Here is a 14139-nt window from a genome sequence, read left to right as displayed (position 1 = left end):
GCAGGTCACGCTGGGGTCTGGAAGCTGCCGGTACATGGGCCACGCACTGCTGGGACGCGGCGAATGATACGCCATGCGGTCAGCACGGCCGCCCAGCCGGTAGAATTGCGCGTTCGCCCCACTCGATACGCAGGAGTTTCGCTCGTGATCAAGCCCCGTACGCCGCCTGGCATCATGGAATTGCTGCCGCGCGAGCAGATCGCGTTCCAGCGCATGCTGGACGTCATCCGCCGCAACTACGAGCGGTTCGGGTTCCTGCCGGTGGAAACCCCGGTGTTCGAGCTCTCCGATGTGTTGCTGACCAAATCCGGCGGCGAAACCGAGCGCCAGGTGTATTTCGTGCAGTCCACCGGCGCGCTGGCCAATGCCGCCGCAGCTGCAGATGAGGGTGCCGAGAGTGGCGGCCTGCCGGAGCTGGCGCTGCGCTTCGACCTCACCGTGCCACTGGCCCGCTATGTGGCCGAGCACGAGCACGAGTTGAGCTTTCCGTTCCGCCGTTACCAGATGCAGCGCGTGTACCGCGGCGAGCGCGCCCAGCGTGGCCGCTTCCGCGAGTTCTACCAGTGCGATATCGATGTGATCGGCAAGGATGCGCTGAGCATCCGCTACGACGCCGAAGTGCTGGCGGTGATCCACGCGGTGTTCGCCGAGCTGGGCATCGGCGATTTCAAGGTGCAGTTGAACAACCGCAAGCTGCTGCGCGGCTTTTTCGAAAGCCTGGGCGTGGCCGAGGGCGAGCTGCAGCTGGCCGTGCTGCGCGAGGTCGACAAGATCGACAAGCGCGGCGCCGAGTACGTACGCGACACCTTGGCCGGCGAAGGCTTCGGCATTGCGGCCGCGCAGGTGGACAAGATTCTGGCCTTCGTGGCGGTGCGCTCCAACGGGCATGCCGATGCGCTGGCGCAGTTGCAGGCGCTGGAGGCCTCGGTGGGCGCGAGCGCAACGCTGGGCGAAGGCATTGCCGAGTTGCGTGAGGTGCTGGAACTGGTCAAGGCGCTGGGCGTGCCCGAGACCGCCTACTGCCTGAATTTCTCGATCGCGCGCGGGCTGGATTACTACACTGGCACCGTCTACGAGACCACGCTGACCGATCACCCGCAGATCGGCTCGATCTGCTCGGGCGGCCGTTACGAAAACCTGGCCAGCCACTACACCAAGTCCAAGCTGCCGGGCGTGGGCATTTCCATTGGCCTGACGCGGTTGTTCTGGCAGCTGCGCGAGGCCGGCCTGATTGCCGGGATCGCCGAGAGCAGTGTGCACGCGATGGTGGCGCTGATGGACGAGTCGCGTCTGGATGATGCGCTGGATATCGCGCGCCGGCTGCGCATTGGCGGCATCAATACCGAAGTGCAGATGGAGCCGAAGAAGGTCGGCAAGCAGTTCCAGTACGCCGCGCGTGCGGGCATCCGCTTTGTGGTGCTGGCCGGCGACGACGAGCTGGCGCGTGGCGTGGTGGCGGTGAAGGACCTGGTGCGCGAGCAGCAGTTCGATGTGGCCCGTGACGAGCTGGCCAGCACGTTGCAGGTGGAGCTGGAGCAGGCCAAGGCGATGCTGGTGTCGGGGATCGCGGCGAACTGATCGCGCCCATTGCACGGGCGTTGCGGGCAGCTGGCCGGAGTGATCTGGCCGGCTGCTTTCGTTTTCGGGGCAGGGATGCGTGGCGGTGACGCTGCGGTAGCCGGACCAGAGCGCGTCCGTGCAAGACGCTCTGCATGAACGCCGCAAGTTCGCCCGCTTGTCCTCATGGCCCCGTTTGCGCTAATGTACTAACACGCTATTACATTAACGCGATGAAACAACGACCTGCTCCCCGCGAAAGTACCGATGTCGCCGCCTCGCTGAAGATGCTGTCCGAGGCACTGGCCTGCCTGGAGGCGCCCGGCGCCGTCGAGGCCTTCCTGCGTGACCTGTGCACGCCGGCCGAACTCGAAGCCATGTCCGACCGCTGGCGGGTGGTGCCGTTGCTGGTCAAGGGCGTGCCGTATCGCGAGATTCATGACCTAACCCAGGTCAGCGTGACCACCATCGGGCGTGTCGCGCGCACCCTGGAACACGGCGCTGGCGGCTATGCCGCGGCCCTGCGCGAGCAATCGTCGCGCCCTGTCGAATCCCACTGAGAGAACAAGATGAGTGCTTCCACGGCAGCACCGGCACGTGACCGGTTGCGCATTGCCATCCAGAAAAACGGCCGCCTGGCCGAGCCGGCGCGCAGCCTGCTGGCCGCCTGCGGGCTGAGCTGGCGGCAGAGCCGCGACAAATTGTTCTGCTACGGCGAATCGCTGCCGGTGGACCTGTTGCTGGTGCGAGACGACGACATCCCGGGCCTGATTGCCGATGGCGTCTGCGACCTGGGCATCGTCGGCCAGAACGAGCTGGACGAGCAGGCATCGGCGCGGCGTCGCGCTGGCCTGCCGGCCGCATATCACGCCGTGCGCGGCGTCGGTTTCGGCCAGTGTCGGCTGATGCTGGCGGTACCGGAAGAATGGGACTGGCAGGGCATGGCGCAGCTGGCGGGCAAGCGCATCGCCACCAGCTACCCGGCGATCCTGGCCGATTGGCTGGAGCGCCAGGGCATCGACGCATCGGTGGTCGAGCTCTCCGGCTCGGTGGAAATCGCGCCGCGCCTGGGCACCGCCGATCTGATCTGCGACCTGGTCTCCAGCGGCGCGACGCTGGCCGCCAACCAGCTCAAGCCGGTCGAGCTGGTGATGGAAAGCGAGGCGGTGCTGGCCGGTGCGGTGCGCGAGCCCGCCGATGCGCGCGCGGCGTTGCTGGCGATGCTGCTGCGGCGCATGGATGGCGTGCTCAAGCTGCGCGACAGCAAGCTGCTGATGTTCCGCGCCGAGCAGGGCAACGTGGATGCGCTGCGCCGCTTGCTGCCCGATGCCGACCCGCTGGTGCAGCTGCCCGACGACGGCAATGGCGCCTTGCGCCTGCAGACCATGTGCCACGGCGCAGTGACCTGGCAACGCCTGGAAGAACTGGAACGCGCAGGTGCGCAAGGCTTGATGGTATTGACGGTGGAGCGCTCGCTCGCATGAACACGCTTGATTGGACCCAACTCACTGCAGACGCACGCACCCAGGCGTTGACGCGCCCGGTGCAGACCGTCGCCACGCAGACACGCGAGGCGGTCGCCACCCTGATCGCCGATGTGCGTGCACGCGGCGTTGTGGCGCTGCGCGAGATCACCGCACGCTTCGACGGCGTCACGCTGGACAGCTTTGCGGTCAGCGAGGCCGAATTTGCCGCGGCAGACGCCGCCATCGCGCCGGAACTGCGCCAGGCGATGCAGGACGCCGTGGCGCGCATCGACACCTTTCACCGCGCCGGCATGAGCGAAGGCTACGCGGTGGAAACCGCACCTGGCGTGGTCTGCGAAAAGATCGTGCGCCCGATCGGCCGCGTGGGCCTGTACGTGCCGGCCGGCAGCGCGCCATTGCCGTCCACCGCCTTGATGCTGGGCGTGCCGGCGCGGCTGGCAGGTTGCCGCGAAGTGGTGCTGTGCACGCCGCCGCGCAAGGATGGCAGTGTCGACCCGGCGGTGCTGGTGGCCGCGCAACTCACCGGCGTTCGCCGTGTGTTCAAGCTCGGTGGCGCGCAGGCGATTGCTGCGATGGCCTACGGCACCGACTCCATTCCCAGCTGCGACAAATTGTTTGGCCCGGGCAATAGCTTCGTCACCGAAGCCAAGCAGCAGGTGGCGCAATCCGGCGCGGCCGCGATCGACATGCCGGCCGGCCCGTCCGAGGTGCTGGTGATTGCCGATGCCGGCGCGCAACCGGCGTTTGTCGCGGCCGATCTGTTGTCGCAGGCCGAACACGGCCCGGATTCGCAAGTGCTGCTGTTGTCCGACAGCGATGCATTGATTACCGCAGTGCAGGAGCAACTGGACCTGCAACTGGCGCAACTCTCGCGCGCCGACATCGCGCGCCAAGCGCTGGCGCAGTCGCGGTTGATCAAGGTGGCGACGCTGCAGGAGGCGTTCGAGATCAGCAACCGCTATGCACCGGAGCACTTGATCCTGGCCTTGCGCGAGCCGCGTGCGTGGTTGGCACAGGTGGAGGCCGCCGGCTCGGTGTTCCTCGGCGACTACACGCCCGAAGCACTGGGCGATTACTGCAGCGGCACCAACCACGTGTTGCCGACCAGCGGTGCGGCGCGTGCCTACAGCGGCGTGAGCGTGGCCAGCTTCCAGAACATGGTGAGCGTGCAGGCGGTGAGCAAGGCCGGTATCGATGGAATCGGCGCATGCGCAGTGATTCTGGCGCGTGCCGAAGGCCTGGACGCGCACGCCAACGCGGTGGCGCTGCGCATGGGAGTGGCCGCATGAGCACGGCATCGGTAATGGATCTGGTGCGTGACGATCTGCGCGCATTTGCAGGCTATGCGTCGGCGCGCACGAGTGCGTTGCAGGGCGATGTGTGGCTCAACGCCAATGAGTCGGCGTGGGGAAATCCGGCCGATCCCGACGCCAGCACGCGTCGCTATCCTGATCCGCAGCCCAAGGGCCTGCGTGCGGCGCTGGCGCAGCTGTACGGCTGTGCGCCCGAGCAATTGCTGATCGGCCGCGGTAGCGACGAGGCCATCGATCTGCTGGTGCGTGGCCTGTGCGTGCCCGAGCGCGATGCGGTGGTGGTCACACCGCCGGTGTTCGGCATGTATGCGGTGTGCGCGCGCCTGCAGAACGCGCCGTTGGTGGAGGTGCCGCTGGTCGATGGGGCGGACGGTTTCCATGCCGATGTGCCGGCGATCGTGCAGGCCGCGCTGGACGCCAAGGCCAAGCTGGTGTTCCTGTGCTCGCCGTCCAATCCGGCCGGTTCGGCGATCCCGCTGGCCGAAATCGAAGCTGCCTTGCAGGCGCTGCAGGGCAAGGCGGTGGTGGTGGTGGATGAAGCCTATGGCGAATTCTCCGATGTGCCCTCGGCCATCGGCCTGCTTGCGCGCTACGCCAATCTGGCGGTGTTGCGCACCTTGTCCAAGGCGCACGCGCTGGCCGCTGCGCGCATCGGCAGCCTGATCGCCAATGCCGAGCTGATCGCGCTGTTGCGTCGCTGCCAGGCGCCGTATCCGGTGCCCACGCCATGCGCGGTGATGGCCGAGCAGGCCTTGTCTGCACCTGCGCTGGCAGTGACGCAGCGGCGGGTGACCGAGATCCGTGCCGAGCGCGCACGCCTGCATGCCGCGCTGGTGCAGGTGGCCGGCGTGCGCCAGGTCTACCCCTCGCAGGGCAACTTCCTGCTGGTGCGTTTCGACGACGCCGAAGCAGCGTTCCAGGCGCTGCTCGAAGCGGGTGTGGTGGTGCGTGATCAACGCGCGGTGCCGCGTCTGTCCGATGCACTGCGCATCACCATCGGCACGCCCGAACAGAATGATCGTGTGCTGGGCGCGTTGCAGCGCAAGCAGGAGGCCGCATGACCCCGATTCTTTTCGTCGACCGCGATGGCACGCTGATTACCGAGCCGGCCGATTTCCAGATCGACGCCTACGAAAAGCTGCGCTTTGTCGACGGCGTGATTCCGGCCATGCTCAAACTGCGCGATGCCGGCTACCAGTTCGTCATCGTCAGCAACCAGGACGGCCTGGGCAGCGAGAGCTATCCGCAGGCGTCCTTCGACGGCCCCAACAACCTGATGCTGCAGATCTTCGCCAGCCAGGGCATCGTGTTCCGCGAAGTGCTGATCGACTGCAGCTGGCCGGCCGACAACGCGCCGACGCGCAAGCCGGGCGTTGGCCTGATGGTGCCGTACCTGCAGGACCGCACCATCGACTGGAGCCGTTCGGCGATGGTGGGCGACCGCATCACCGACATCCAGTTCGCGCAGAACCTCAACATCCGCGGGTTCCAGCTGCGCACCGAGCAGTTCGGCGGCGATTGGGACTGGGCCGGCATCGCGCACGAACTGGCCGATGCGCCGCGCCGCGCGGTGGTGCAGCGCAATACCAAGGAAACCCGCATCCGCGTGGAGCTCGATCTGGACCGCGTGGCCGAGCCGCACACCGCTACCGGCCTGCCGTTCTTTGATCACATGCTGGAGCAGATCGGCAAGCATGGCGGGTTTGCGCTGGATATCCGCGCCGAAGGCGACCTGCACATCGATGAGCACCACACCATCGAAGACACTGGCTTGGCGCTGGGGCAGGCCTTGCGCGAAGCCTTGGGCGACAAGCGCGGTATTGGCCGCTATGGCTTTGATCCGGTCGACAGCCCGTGGCGCGTAGCGGGCGACACCGCACAGCACGGCTTCACCTTGCCGATGGACGAAACCATCGCCAGTGCCGCACTGGATTTCAGCGGCCGGCCGTACTTCGTGTTCGATGGCGACTTCAAGCGCGAGCGCGTCGGCGACATGCCCACCGAGCTGGTGCCGCACTTCTTCCGTTCGGTATGCGATGCATCCGGATTGAATCTGCATCTGCACGTGCGCGGCGAGAACGATCACCACAAGGTGGAAGGCTGCTTCAAGGCATTGGCGCGTGCGCTGCGCCAGGCGATCCGCCGCGAGGGCACCGCGTTGCCATCCACCAAGGGGGCGCTATGACCGACCTCGCGCTCATCGACGCCGGCGGTGCCAATCTGGGCTCGGTGCGCTATGCGCTGGAACGCCTGGGCGTGGAAGCGCGCGTGGTGCGTGATGCGCAGGGCCTGCAGGGCGCCGAGCGCGTCATCCTGCCGGGCGTGGGCGCAGCGCCGGAGGCCATGGCGCGCCTGCGTGCGCAGGGGCTGATTGAACCGCTGCAGCAGTTGCAGGTGCCGTTGATCGGTATTTGCCTGGGCATGCAGCTGTTGTTCGAGCATTCCGAAGAAGGCGATGTGGACTGCCTGGGAGTGCTGCCGGGCATCGTGCGGCACATGACGCCGGCGCTTGGCATCCGCGTACCGCACATGGGCTGGAACCAGCTGGTGCCGATGCGTGACTCCGCGCTGCTTGCTGGATTGCCGGAGCGTGCCAGCGCCTATTTCGTGCATGGCTATGCCGCGCCAGTCACAGCCGACACTGTCGCCGCCTGCGATCACGGTGGGCTGTTCACCGCGGTGGTGCAGAGCGGCTTGCGGTGCGGCGCGCAATTCCACCCCGAGCGTTCCGCCGACACCGGTGCGCGCATCCTGCGCAATTTTCTTGAGATGAGCTTCCCATGAGTTTCACCGTTTACCCCGCGCTGGACATCCGCGACGGCCGCGTGGTGCGGCTGCTGCAAGGCGATTACGCCCGCGAAACCCGCTACGGCGACGATGTGCTGCCGCGTGCGCAGGCGTTTGCCGACGCCGGTGCGCAGTGGATGCATCTGGTGGATCTGGATGCGGCCAAGGCCGGCGGCTACACCTTGGCCGCGCTGCTCGGTCAGATCAGCCGTCAGACCGGCCTGCAGGTGCAGACCGGTGGCGGTGTGCGCTCGCGCGACGATGTGGCGCGGATTCTCGATGCCGGCGCGGCGCGTGTGGTGGTTGGCTCGCTGGCCGTGCGCGACAGCGCCACGGTGATCGGCTGGCTGCAGGAATTCGGCACCGATCGGCTGACCATCGCGCTGGATACTCGCCAGGACGCAGACGGCGCATGGCAACTGCCGGTGCATGGCTGGACCGAAACCGCCGAGGCCACGCTGGATCAACTGGCCACGCAGTACGCGCAGGCCGGTCTGCAGCATCTGTTGTGCACCGACATCGCGCGTGACGGCATGCTGTCCGGCCCCAACATGGGCTTGTATGCGCATCTGCGCGCACTGGCGCCGCAGTTGCAGGTGCAGGTCTCCGGTGGTGCGCGCAATCTGGCCGACGTGGCCGCGGCCAAGGTGGCCGGGTGTGCCGGCATCGTGCTGGGCAAGGCGCTGCTGGAAGGTCATCTGGATCTGAAGGACGCACTGGCATGCTAAGCCGTCGCATCATTCCCTGCCTGGACGTGCGCGATGGCCGCGTGGTCAAGGGCGTCAAGTTCCGCGACCACATCGACATGGGCGACATCGTCGAGTTGGCGATGCGTTACCGCGACCAGGGCGCGGACGAGTTGGTGTTCTACGACATTGGCGCCAGCCCGGAAGGGCGTTCGGTGGACTATGGGTGGGTCGAGCGCGTTGCGCGCTTGATCGATATCCCGTTTTGCGTGGCCGGCGGCATCCGCGATGTAGAAACCGCACGTGCGGTGCTGCATGCCGGCGCCGACAAGATCTCCATCAACTCACCGGCATTGGGGCGGCCGCAGCTGATCTCCGAGCTGGCCGACGCCTTCGGCGTGCAGTGCGTGGTGGTCGGCATCGACTCGATCCGCGAAGAGGACGGGCAGTGGCGCGTCCGCCGCTACACCGGCGACCCCAGCAAGACGCAGGCGCTGCCGATGCGCACGCTGGACTGGGTGGCCGAGGCGCAGCGACTGGGTGCGGGCGAGATCGTGCTCAATTGCATGGATAACGACGGGGTCCGGCATGGCTACGACATCGCGCAGCTGCGTCAGGTGCGCGCGTTGTGCCGAGTGCCGCTGATTGCGTCTGGCGGCGCTGGCGAGATGCAGCACTTTGCAGACGTGTTCGACCAGGCCGACGCCGATGGTGCGCTGGCGGCCAGTGTCTTCCATAGCGGCGCGATTCCGATTCCGGAACTCAAGCGCTTCCTGCGCGCGCAACAGATCGAGGTACGTGATGGGCAGTGAGAATGCGGCAGCCGGCGATGCGCTCGATGCGCTGGACTGGAACAAGGGCGACGGCTTGCTGCCGGTGATCGTGCAGGACGCCGACAACCTGCGCGTGCTGATGCTGGGCTACATGAATGCCGAGGCGCTTGCAGCGACGCGTGCGCGTGGCGAGGTCACTTTTTTCAGCCGCAGCAAGCAGCGCCTGTGGACCAAGGGCGAGAGCTCGGGGAATGTGCTGCGCGTGGTCGCGATCGAAACCGATTGCGATGCGGACACCTTGCTGGTGCAGGCACGTCCGCACGGCCCGACCTGCCACCTGGGCCGCACCAGTTGCTTCCCGACCGCACCGGGCCAGTTCCTCGGCAGCCTGGACGCCTTGATCGCCGAGCGCGAGCACGAGCGCCCGCATGGCAGCTACACCACCAAGCTGTTTGAGCAAGGCATCCGCCGCATTGCGCAGAAGGTGGGCGAGGAGGGCGTGGAAACCGCGCTGGCCGGCGTAGTGCAGGGCGACGCCGAGTTGTTGGGCGAATCCGCTGACCTGCTGTACCACCTGATCGTGCTGCTGCGCGCACGCGGGCTGGGCTTGAGCGATGCAGTGGCGCTGCTGGAATCGCGGCACACGTAATCGCCCACCAGCGCATCTCGTGGGAGCGCGCTTGCGCGCGATGGGCGTTATCGATAACGCCTCATCGCGCGCAAGCGCGCCCCTACGTAGAGCTGGGCTGCCACAGACCTTGATCGCACCCAGACACCTCGTGGCTGTGCAGCGCCTCATGCTGCTGCGCGCGGCTGGGCCTGGTCAATGCAATGGCGCCGGTGGAAATCCCGGCACAGGGTGATTCGCGTGGTAGCTAATGCACCTCGTAGGAGCGCGCTTGCGCGCGATGGGCGTTACCGATAACGCCTCATCGCGCGCAAGCGCGCTCCTACGCACTACGGCTCCGACACTTCTCATCGCGCAGACGCACGCCTCCACCCATCGCGATGACCCACCCGGCACTGCGGTGAGCCAACCAGGCCCAGTTACAATTACGGCTGGTTATCGCAGGAACACCCATGCAGCTTCGTTTCGCTCTCCTGGCCCTGGGCCTGCTCGCAGGCACTGCGCATGCGCGCGATGTCGTGGTCGATGGCGTGGTGTTTGAAGAGCGCGACGGCAGGCCGGGGCGGGGCCGTGATGAGCCTGGTCTTGCCGATGTCATCGTCTCCAATGGGCAGCAGCTGGTGCGCACCGACGCGCAGGGTCGCTACCGTCTGCCGGTGCGCGAGGGCCAGACCGTGTTTGTGATCAAGCCGGGCGATCGCAGTTTCGTTCTCAATGCCGATGGCTTGCCCGGGTTCTGGCGCCATTACGCGCCCGAGGGCTCGCCCAAGCGCAAATACAGCGGCATCGCTGCCACTGGCACCAACACCCACAACTGGGATTTCGCACTGACCCCGCGCGTCGCCGCGCAGGCAAGCGGCTTCCAGATGCTGGTGTTTGCCGACAGCCAGACTGCCAGCCTGGCCGATGTGGACTACTACCGCCGCGATATCGTCGCGCCCATCGTCGGCAAGGTCCCCGCGCGCCTGGGCACCACGCTGGGCGATATCGTCAGCGACGATCTGAGCTTGTACCCGGCCTTGAACAAGGTCACCACGCAGCTGGGCGTGCCGTGGTTCCATGTGCCGGGCAACCACGACCTCAACTTCGATGCGCGCGATGACCTGCAATCACTGGACAGCTGGCGCGCGATCTATGGCCCGGACACTTATGCGGTGGAAGAGGCCAACGCGAGCTTCGTGTTTCTGGACGATGTGATCTACACGCCAGGCGCCAAGCCGGCGTACGTCGGCGGCCTGCGTGAGGATCAATTCGCCTTCCTGCAGGCCTACCTGGCGCAGCTGCCGCGCGAGCGCGTGGTGGTGCTGGGCCTGCATATCCCATTGTTCGATGCCGCGCCCGGGCAGGAGACGTTCCGCCATGCCGATCGGCGTCGCCTGTTCGCACTGCTCAAGGACTTCCCGCACGTGCTGGTGCTGAGCGCACACAGCCATACCCAGCGGCAGGTGGCGCACGGCGCCGATGAAGGCTGGCAGGGTGCGCGTCCGCTGCACGAATACAACGTGGGCGCGGCCTGCGGTGCGTTCTGGTCCGGGGTCAAGGACGCCGACGGCATTCCAGATGCCACCATGAGCGATGGCACCCCGAACGGTTATGCGGTGCTGCAGGTGGCGCCGGGGGGCGACTACACGCTGGCGTATCACGCCGCGCGTGCGCCGGACGACGCGCAGCTGCTGCTGAGTGCGCCCAAGGTGCTGCGGCAGGGCGCGTATGCGGCCTGGGGCGTGTACGCAAACGTGTTCATGGGCGATGCGCAAACGCCGGTGGAGATGCGCATCGACGGCGGCGCCTGGCAGCCGATGAAGCGCGTGGAGCGGCCCGATCCACGCGTGCTCGCCGAGAACACGCGCGACGATGTGGCCGAGCAGCTGCGGGGGTACGACCGCTCACCGGAGGCCACGCCGTCCACGCATCTATGGCGCGGCGCATTGCCGACCACGCTGGAGGTCGGCGCGCATACCGTCGAGGTGCGTGCCACCTTGCCTACCGGCGTGCAAAGCGCGCGCACCACCTATCGCCTGGAGCGCGCCACGCCCTGAGTTCGGCGCGCAGGGCGTACCCCCACAAACGCGAACGCCTCCACGAGGGAGGCGTCTTGGATCCGGGCTGGCAGGCGATGGGCGCGCTGGCGGGGATCGGTGCTGGCTGGCGTGTCGCTGGCTGGCCCGGCAAGTGTAGAGATGCGCGGCTGCCGGTGACGTAATGAGAATTAGTCGCAACCTTTAGCGCATCACGGCCGCTTCGGTTGCGGCGCTACCGTGGGCTGCGCAGGCTTGGAGGGCGCAGCGTCTTTGGTCTTGGCGGGGGTGTCGCCCTGATCGGCGACCGCATCATCCGCGGCTTCGGCAACGACCGGCGGATACGGATATGCCAGCGCCGGCCCCGGCTGGAACCCGGCACGCCAGCGCGCCAGCACGGCCCCGATATGCTTGCCGGCCGACTGCTGCGGCAACGACGGCAGCTCGCCGTCCTCTTTTTCGCGTGCAGTGATCGCTACCTTGGCTGCGTCGAACGCCGCCACTGGGTCGGCCACCTGGTTCATCGCATCGATCAACCAGGCCTGGCCGAAGTAGGTGGCATTGGAGGTGTTGCCACAGCCGAAGGACGGGCGGTCGGCACGTGCCGCGGTGAGCACCAGCGTCGTGGCAGAGCGCAACGCGGGAATGAAGCCGCCCGAATAACACGCCGACAGCACGATGACACGGTTGTCGATGCCGGCATCGTCCAGTGCCTTGCGCAGATCCTGCGGGCTGATGAAATCTTCTTCGTTCTGGTCCACCTGCACATACAGCGTGTGGTCTTCGGTGCCGTGCGTGGTGACGAACAGCAGCAGCGCGTCTTCCTTGCGGTCCATGCGCTTGCCGATCGCCGCGAGCGTGTCGTAGAGATTGTCGTAGGTGGCCAGCGGTGCGTACGGGCGCTCGCCGAGATTGTCAGGATGATTTACCAGCGTGACCACGCGGCCACGGGCGTCGAAGCGTTGCTCGAACAGCTGCTTGAGGTAGAGCGTTTCGTTGCGGAAGACGTCGTCGCTGGCATCGCCGGCAAAGCCCACCACATACAGATCGGTGATGCCTGGGCGTTGCGGCGCCAACTTTTTCAGGGCGCTGGCGAGCGCCGTCTGGTCTACCGGATCGACCTGCGCGGCGCTGGCGTCTTGCTGCGCCGGTAGCGCCGCGCCGGCATCCGGGTGGCAGCCGGCAACCAGGGCCACCAGTGCGGTCAGCAGCAGCAACCGGCGCAACAGGGCAGACGGGCCGGATCGGGATGACCGCAACATGGAGAACGCCAGGACCGGGAAGATGCAGATGTAGCGCTTGCGCGGGCGGATAACAAGCCGAGGCGGCTGGCGTCGTATGTAGGTGATCGGTGATCCAATGCGAAGGGGCCGCATATGGGCGCTGCGGTAGGCGGGCGTCATGCTGGCTTGCATGAACAGCCCTGTTGTCGACTCAATTTACCGAGCCGCCAAGGGCGCCTGCAGCTGCGCTCTGCAGTCAATACAAGCCAGCAATCTGAAGTGGACACGCTCGCGGTGATCAACAGGCGCAAGGTCGTCCCAGCTTCCGCGCACCACAGTGCCGCCCTACGCCAACAAAACCGCGCCATCAACCGAATCGATGGCGCGTGGCCTGTTACAGCACCAACTGCGTGAAGCTTTCCACGCGCTGATGGCTGCCCACATCGTCGGCAGAACGCGGCGTGGGGTAATCGTCCAGGCGGTCGAGCAGCGCGGTGCGCATGCCGGCGCGCTTGGCGGCATCCAGTTCCTCGATCACGTCCGACAGGAACAGGATCTCCGGCGCCGGCACGCCGATGCGTTCGGCGATGCGGCGGTAGCTGGAACTCTCGCGCTTGGGACCTACCTCGGTGTCGAACCAGTCGGTCACCAGGCCGCTCAGGTCGCCGGCATCGCTATGCGCGAAGAACAGCTTCTGCGCCGGCACCGAACCGGACGAATACACGTACAACGGAATGCCTTCGGCATGCCAGGCCTGCAGCTGGATCGCCGCGTCTGCATAGATATGCGCGCTGAAATCGGCGGTGCGATAGCCGTCTTCCCAGATCATGCCTTGCAAGGCCTTGAGCGCGGTGTGCTTGCGGTCTTCGTCGATCCAGGTCTGCAAGGTGGTGATCAGCACCTCATCCGGCACGTCTTCGCCGATCTCGTCGGCCACCTGATTGAGCCAGTGCCGCACCTGCGGGTGCCCGCCGTGCTCGCGCACGTAAGCGGGCATGGCGCGGCGCGCATACGGGAACAGCACGTCCTTGACGAAAGAGATGCTGCTGGTGGTGCCTTCGATATCGGTGAGGATCGCTTGCGGTCGTGTCATCGTCAGCTGGCCTTTGGAGGTTTCTCGGGGGCGTAGCGGGGGAATTGTTTGGCGATTTCGGTGCCGGTGAAGTGGCCGACCCAACCGTCCGGCTCGGTGAAGAAGCGGATCGCCACGAAGTGCGGCTCCGGGCCCATGTCGAACCAATGCAACGTGCTGTCCGGCACCGCAATCAGATCATCTTTGACGCATTCGATCTCGTAGACCTGCGCGTCCACGTGCAGCGTGAACAACCCGGAGCCGGCCACGAAGAAGCGCACCTCGTCTTCCTTGTGGAAGTGCTCATCCAGGAACTTGGCACGCATTTCTTCGCGCTTGGGGTTGTCTGGCGCAATGCTCACCACATCCACGGTCTTGAAGCCGCGCTCGGCGCTGATGCGATCGATGTCGGCGCGGTAGGCGGCCATCACCTGTTCGGGCGATGCACCCGGTTCGACCGGCTGGCTGGCGTGCCAGCGCTCGAAGGTGACACCAATCTTGCGCAGCTCGGTGGCGATCTGCTCACCGTCGCGGCTGTCGAAGTGCGGGGTGGTCGGGTTGGAATCGGCAAAAATACGCAGTCGGCTCATGGCGG

14 protein-coding genes are annotated in these 14139 nt (G+C 66.4%); 11 read left to right on the top strand and 3 right to left on the bottom strand.

Annotation, left to right across the window (positions count from 1 at the left end):
* Positions 1-144 precede the first annotated feature (144 nt).
* The 11 genes from hisS to QRM89_RS03495 all read left to right on the top strand — a co-directional run bounded on the left by hisS (position 145) and on the right by QRM89_RS03495 (position 11270).
* Entirely contained in the window at positions 145-1578 is a 1434-nt protein-coding gene (gene hisS / locus QRM89_RS03545) for a histidine--tRNA ligase (RefSeq protein ID WP_228433415.1), read from the top strand.
* A 212-nt stretch (positions 1579-1790) separates the two neighbouring features.
* The gene (locus QRM89_RS03540; RefSeq protein WP_011036977.1) at positions 1791-2117 is read left to right on the top strand and encodes a YerC/YecD family TrpR-related protein; all 327 of its coding nucleotides are present in this window, start codon (positions 1791-1793) and stop codon (positions 2115-2117) included.
* Positions 2118-2126: 9 nt separating this feature from the next.
* Positions 2127-3041 (top strand): ATP phosphoribosyltransferase, encoded by a 915-nt coding sequence (hisG, locus tag QRM89_RS03535; RefSeq protein ID WP_285447304.1) that lies wholly within the window; start codon positions 2127-2129, stop codon positions 3039-3041.
* Positions 3038-4333, top strand: coding sequence for a histidinol dehydrogenase (gene hisD / locus QRM89_RS03530; protein ID WP_228419457.1), 1296 nt, complete (start codon positions 3038-3040; stop codon positions 4331-4333). Before hisG ends, hisD begins: the two co-directional genes overlap by 4 nt.
* Positions 4330-5418 (top strand): histidinol-phosphate transaminase, encoded by a 1089-nt coding sequence (gene hisC / locus QRM89_RS03525; protein ID WP_285447303.1) that lies wholly within the window; start codon positions 4330-4332, stop codon positions 5416-5418. The genes hisD and hisC overlap by 4 nt, the downstream gene beginning before the upstream one ends.
* Positions 5415-6542 carry a bifunctional histidinol-phosphatase/imidazoleglycerol-phosphate dehydratase HisB gene (gene hisB, locus QRM89_RS03520; protein WP_014507574.1) on the top strand — a complete coding sequence of 376 codons (1128 nt, stop codon included), beginning with the start codon at positions 5415-5417 and terminating at the stop codon, positions 6540-6542. The genes hisC and hisB overlap by 4 nt, the downstream gene beginning before the upstream one ends.
* On the top strand, positions 6539-7141 hold the full coding sequence (gene hisH / locus QRM89_RS03515; protein ID WP_042598963.1) for an imidazole glycerol phosphate synthase subunit HisH: 603 nt from the start codon (positions 6539-6541) through the stop codon (positions 7139-7141). Before hisB ends, hisH begins: the two co-directional genes overlap by 4 nt.
* On the top strand, positions 7138-7872 hold the full coding sequence (gene hisA / locus QRM89_RS03510) for a 1-(5-phosphoribosyl)-5-[(5-phosphoribosylamino)methylideneamino]imidazole-4-carboxamide isomerase (RefSeq protein WP_285447302.1): 735 nt from the start codon (positions 7138-7140) through the stop codon (positions 7870-7872). The genes hisH and hisA overlap by 4 nt, the downstream gene beginning before the upstream one ends.
* The gene (hisF, locus tag QRM89_RS03505; protein WP_285447301.1) at positions 7866-8642 is read left to right on the top strand and encodes an imidazole glycerol phosphate synthase subunit HisF; all 777 of its coding nucleotides are present in this window, start codon (positions 7866-7868) and stop codon (positions 8640-8642) included. Before hisA ends, hisF begins: the two co-directional genes overlap by 7 nt.
* Entirely contained in the window at positions 8632-9252 is a 621-nt protein-coding gene (gene hisIE / locus QRM89_RS03500; RefSeq protein WP_285447300.1) for a bifunctional phosphoribosyl-AMP cyclohydrolase/phosphoribosyl-ATP diphosphatase HisIE, read from the top strand. The genes hisF and hisIE overlap by 11 nt, the downstream gene beginning before the upstream one ends.
* 431 nt (positions 9253-9683) lie before the next feature.
* A complete protein-coding gene (locus tag QRM89_RS03495) occupies positions 9684-11270 on the top strand; it encodes a calcineurin-like phosphoesterase family protein (protein WP_285447299.1) in 1587 nt (528 codons plus the stop codon).
* A gap of 191 nt (positions 11271-11461) precedes the next feature.
* Here the strand turns inward: QRM89_RS03495 and QRM89_RS03490 are convergent, their stop codons facing one another.
* The 3 genes from QRM89_RS03490 to QRM89_RS03480 form a co-directional block, all read right to left on the bottom strand.
* A complete protein-coding gene (locus tag QRM89_RS03490; protein WP_285447298.1) occupies positions 11462-12511 on the bottom strand; it encodes a C13 family peptidase in 1050 nt (349 codons plus the stop codon).
* 355 nt (positions 12512-12866) lie between these two features.
* The gene (gene mtnC, locus QRM89_RS03485; protein ID WP_114998142.1) at positions 12867-13565 is read right to left on the bottom strand and encodes an acireductone synthase; all 699 of its coding nucleotides are present in this window, start codon (positions 13563-13565) and stop codon (positions 12867-12869) included.
* A 2-nt stretch (positions 13566-13567) separates the two neighbouring features.
* A complete protein-coding gene (locus QRM89_RS03480; protein ID WP_011036989.1) occupies positions 13568-14134 on the bottom strand; it encodes an acireductone dioxygenase in 567 nt (188 codons plus the stop codon).
* Positions 14135-14139: the final 5 nt, after the last annotated feature.

The sequence above is a fragment of the Xanthomonas sp. LMC-A-07 genome (assembly GCF_030208825.1).
GTDB lineage: Bacteria > Pseudomonadota > Gammaproteobacteria > Xanthomonadales > Xanthomonadaceae > Xanthomonas > Xanthomonas campestris.
Note: the sequence above shows the minus strand (reverse complement) of the source record. Positions and strands in the feature narration are given on the sequence as shown.

What these genes read in the sequence shown, in the direction of transcription:
- QRM89_RS03540 (WP_011036977.1), top strand. Translation starts at nt 1,791, where the DNA reads ATGAAACAACGACCTGCTCCCCGCGAAAGTACCGATGTCGCCGCCTCG.
- hisB (WP_014507574.1), top strand. Translation starts at nt 5,415, where the DNA reads ATGACCCCGATTCTTTTCGTCGACCGCGATGGCACGCTGATTACCGAG.
- hisA (WP_285447302.1), top strand. Translation starts at nt 7,138, where the DNA reads ATGAGTTTCACCGTTTACCCCGCGCTGGACATCCGCGACGGCCGCGTG.
- mtnC (WP_114998142.1), bottom strand. Translation starts at nt 13,565, where the DNA reads ATGACACGACCGCAAGCGATCCTCACCGATATCGAAGGCACCACCAGC.
- hisH (WP_042598963.1), top strand. Translation starts at nt 6,539, where the DNA reads ATGACCGACCTCGCGCTCATCGACGCCGGCGGTGCCAATCTGGGCTCG.
- QRM89_RS03495 (WP_285447299.1), top strand. Translation starts at nt 9,684, where the DNA reads ATGCAGCTTCGTTTCGCTCTCCTGGCCCTGGGCCTGCTCGCAGGCACT.
- hisD (WP_228419457.1), top strand. Translation starts at nt 3,038, where the DNA reads ATGAACACGCTTGATTGGACCCAACTCACTGCAGACGCACGCACCCAG.
- hisF (WP_285447301.1), top strand. Translation starts at nt 7,866, where the DNA reads ATGCTAAGCCGTCGCATCATTCCCTGCCTGGACGTGCGCGATGGCCGC.
- QRM89_RS03490 (WP_285447298.1), bottom strand. Translation starts at nt 12,511, where the DNA reads ATGTTGCGGTCATCCCGATCCGGCCCGTCTGCCCTGTTGCGCCGGTTG.
- QRM89_RS03480 (WP_011036989.1), bottom strand. Translation starts at nt 14,134, where the DNA reads ATGAGCCGACTGCGTATTTTTGCCGATTCCAACCCGACCACCCCGCAC.
- hisIE (WP_285447300.1), top strand. Translation starts at nt 8,632, where the DNA reads ATGGGCAGTGAGAATGCGGCAGCCGGCGATGCGCTCGATGCGCTGGAC.
- hisC (WP_285447303.1), top strand. Translation starts at nt 4,330, where the DNA reads ATGAGCACGGCATCGGTAATGGATCTGGTGCGTGACGATCTGCGCGCA.
- hisG (WP_285447304.1), top strand. Translation starts at nt 2,127, where the DNA reads ATGAGTGCTTCCACGGCAGCACCGGCACGTGACCGGTTGCGCATTGCC.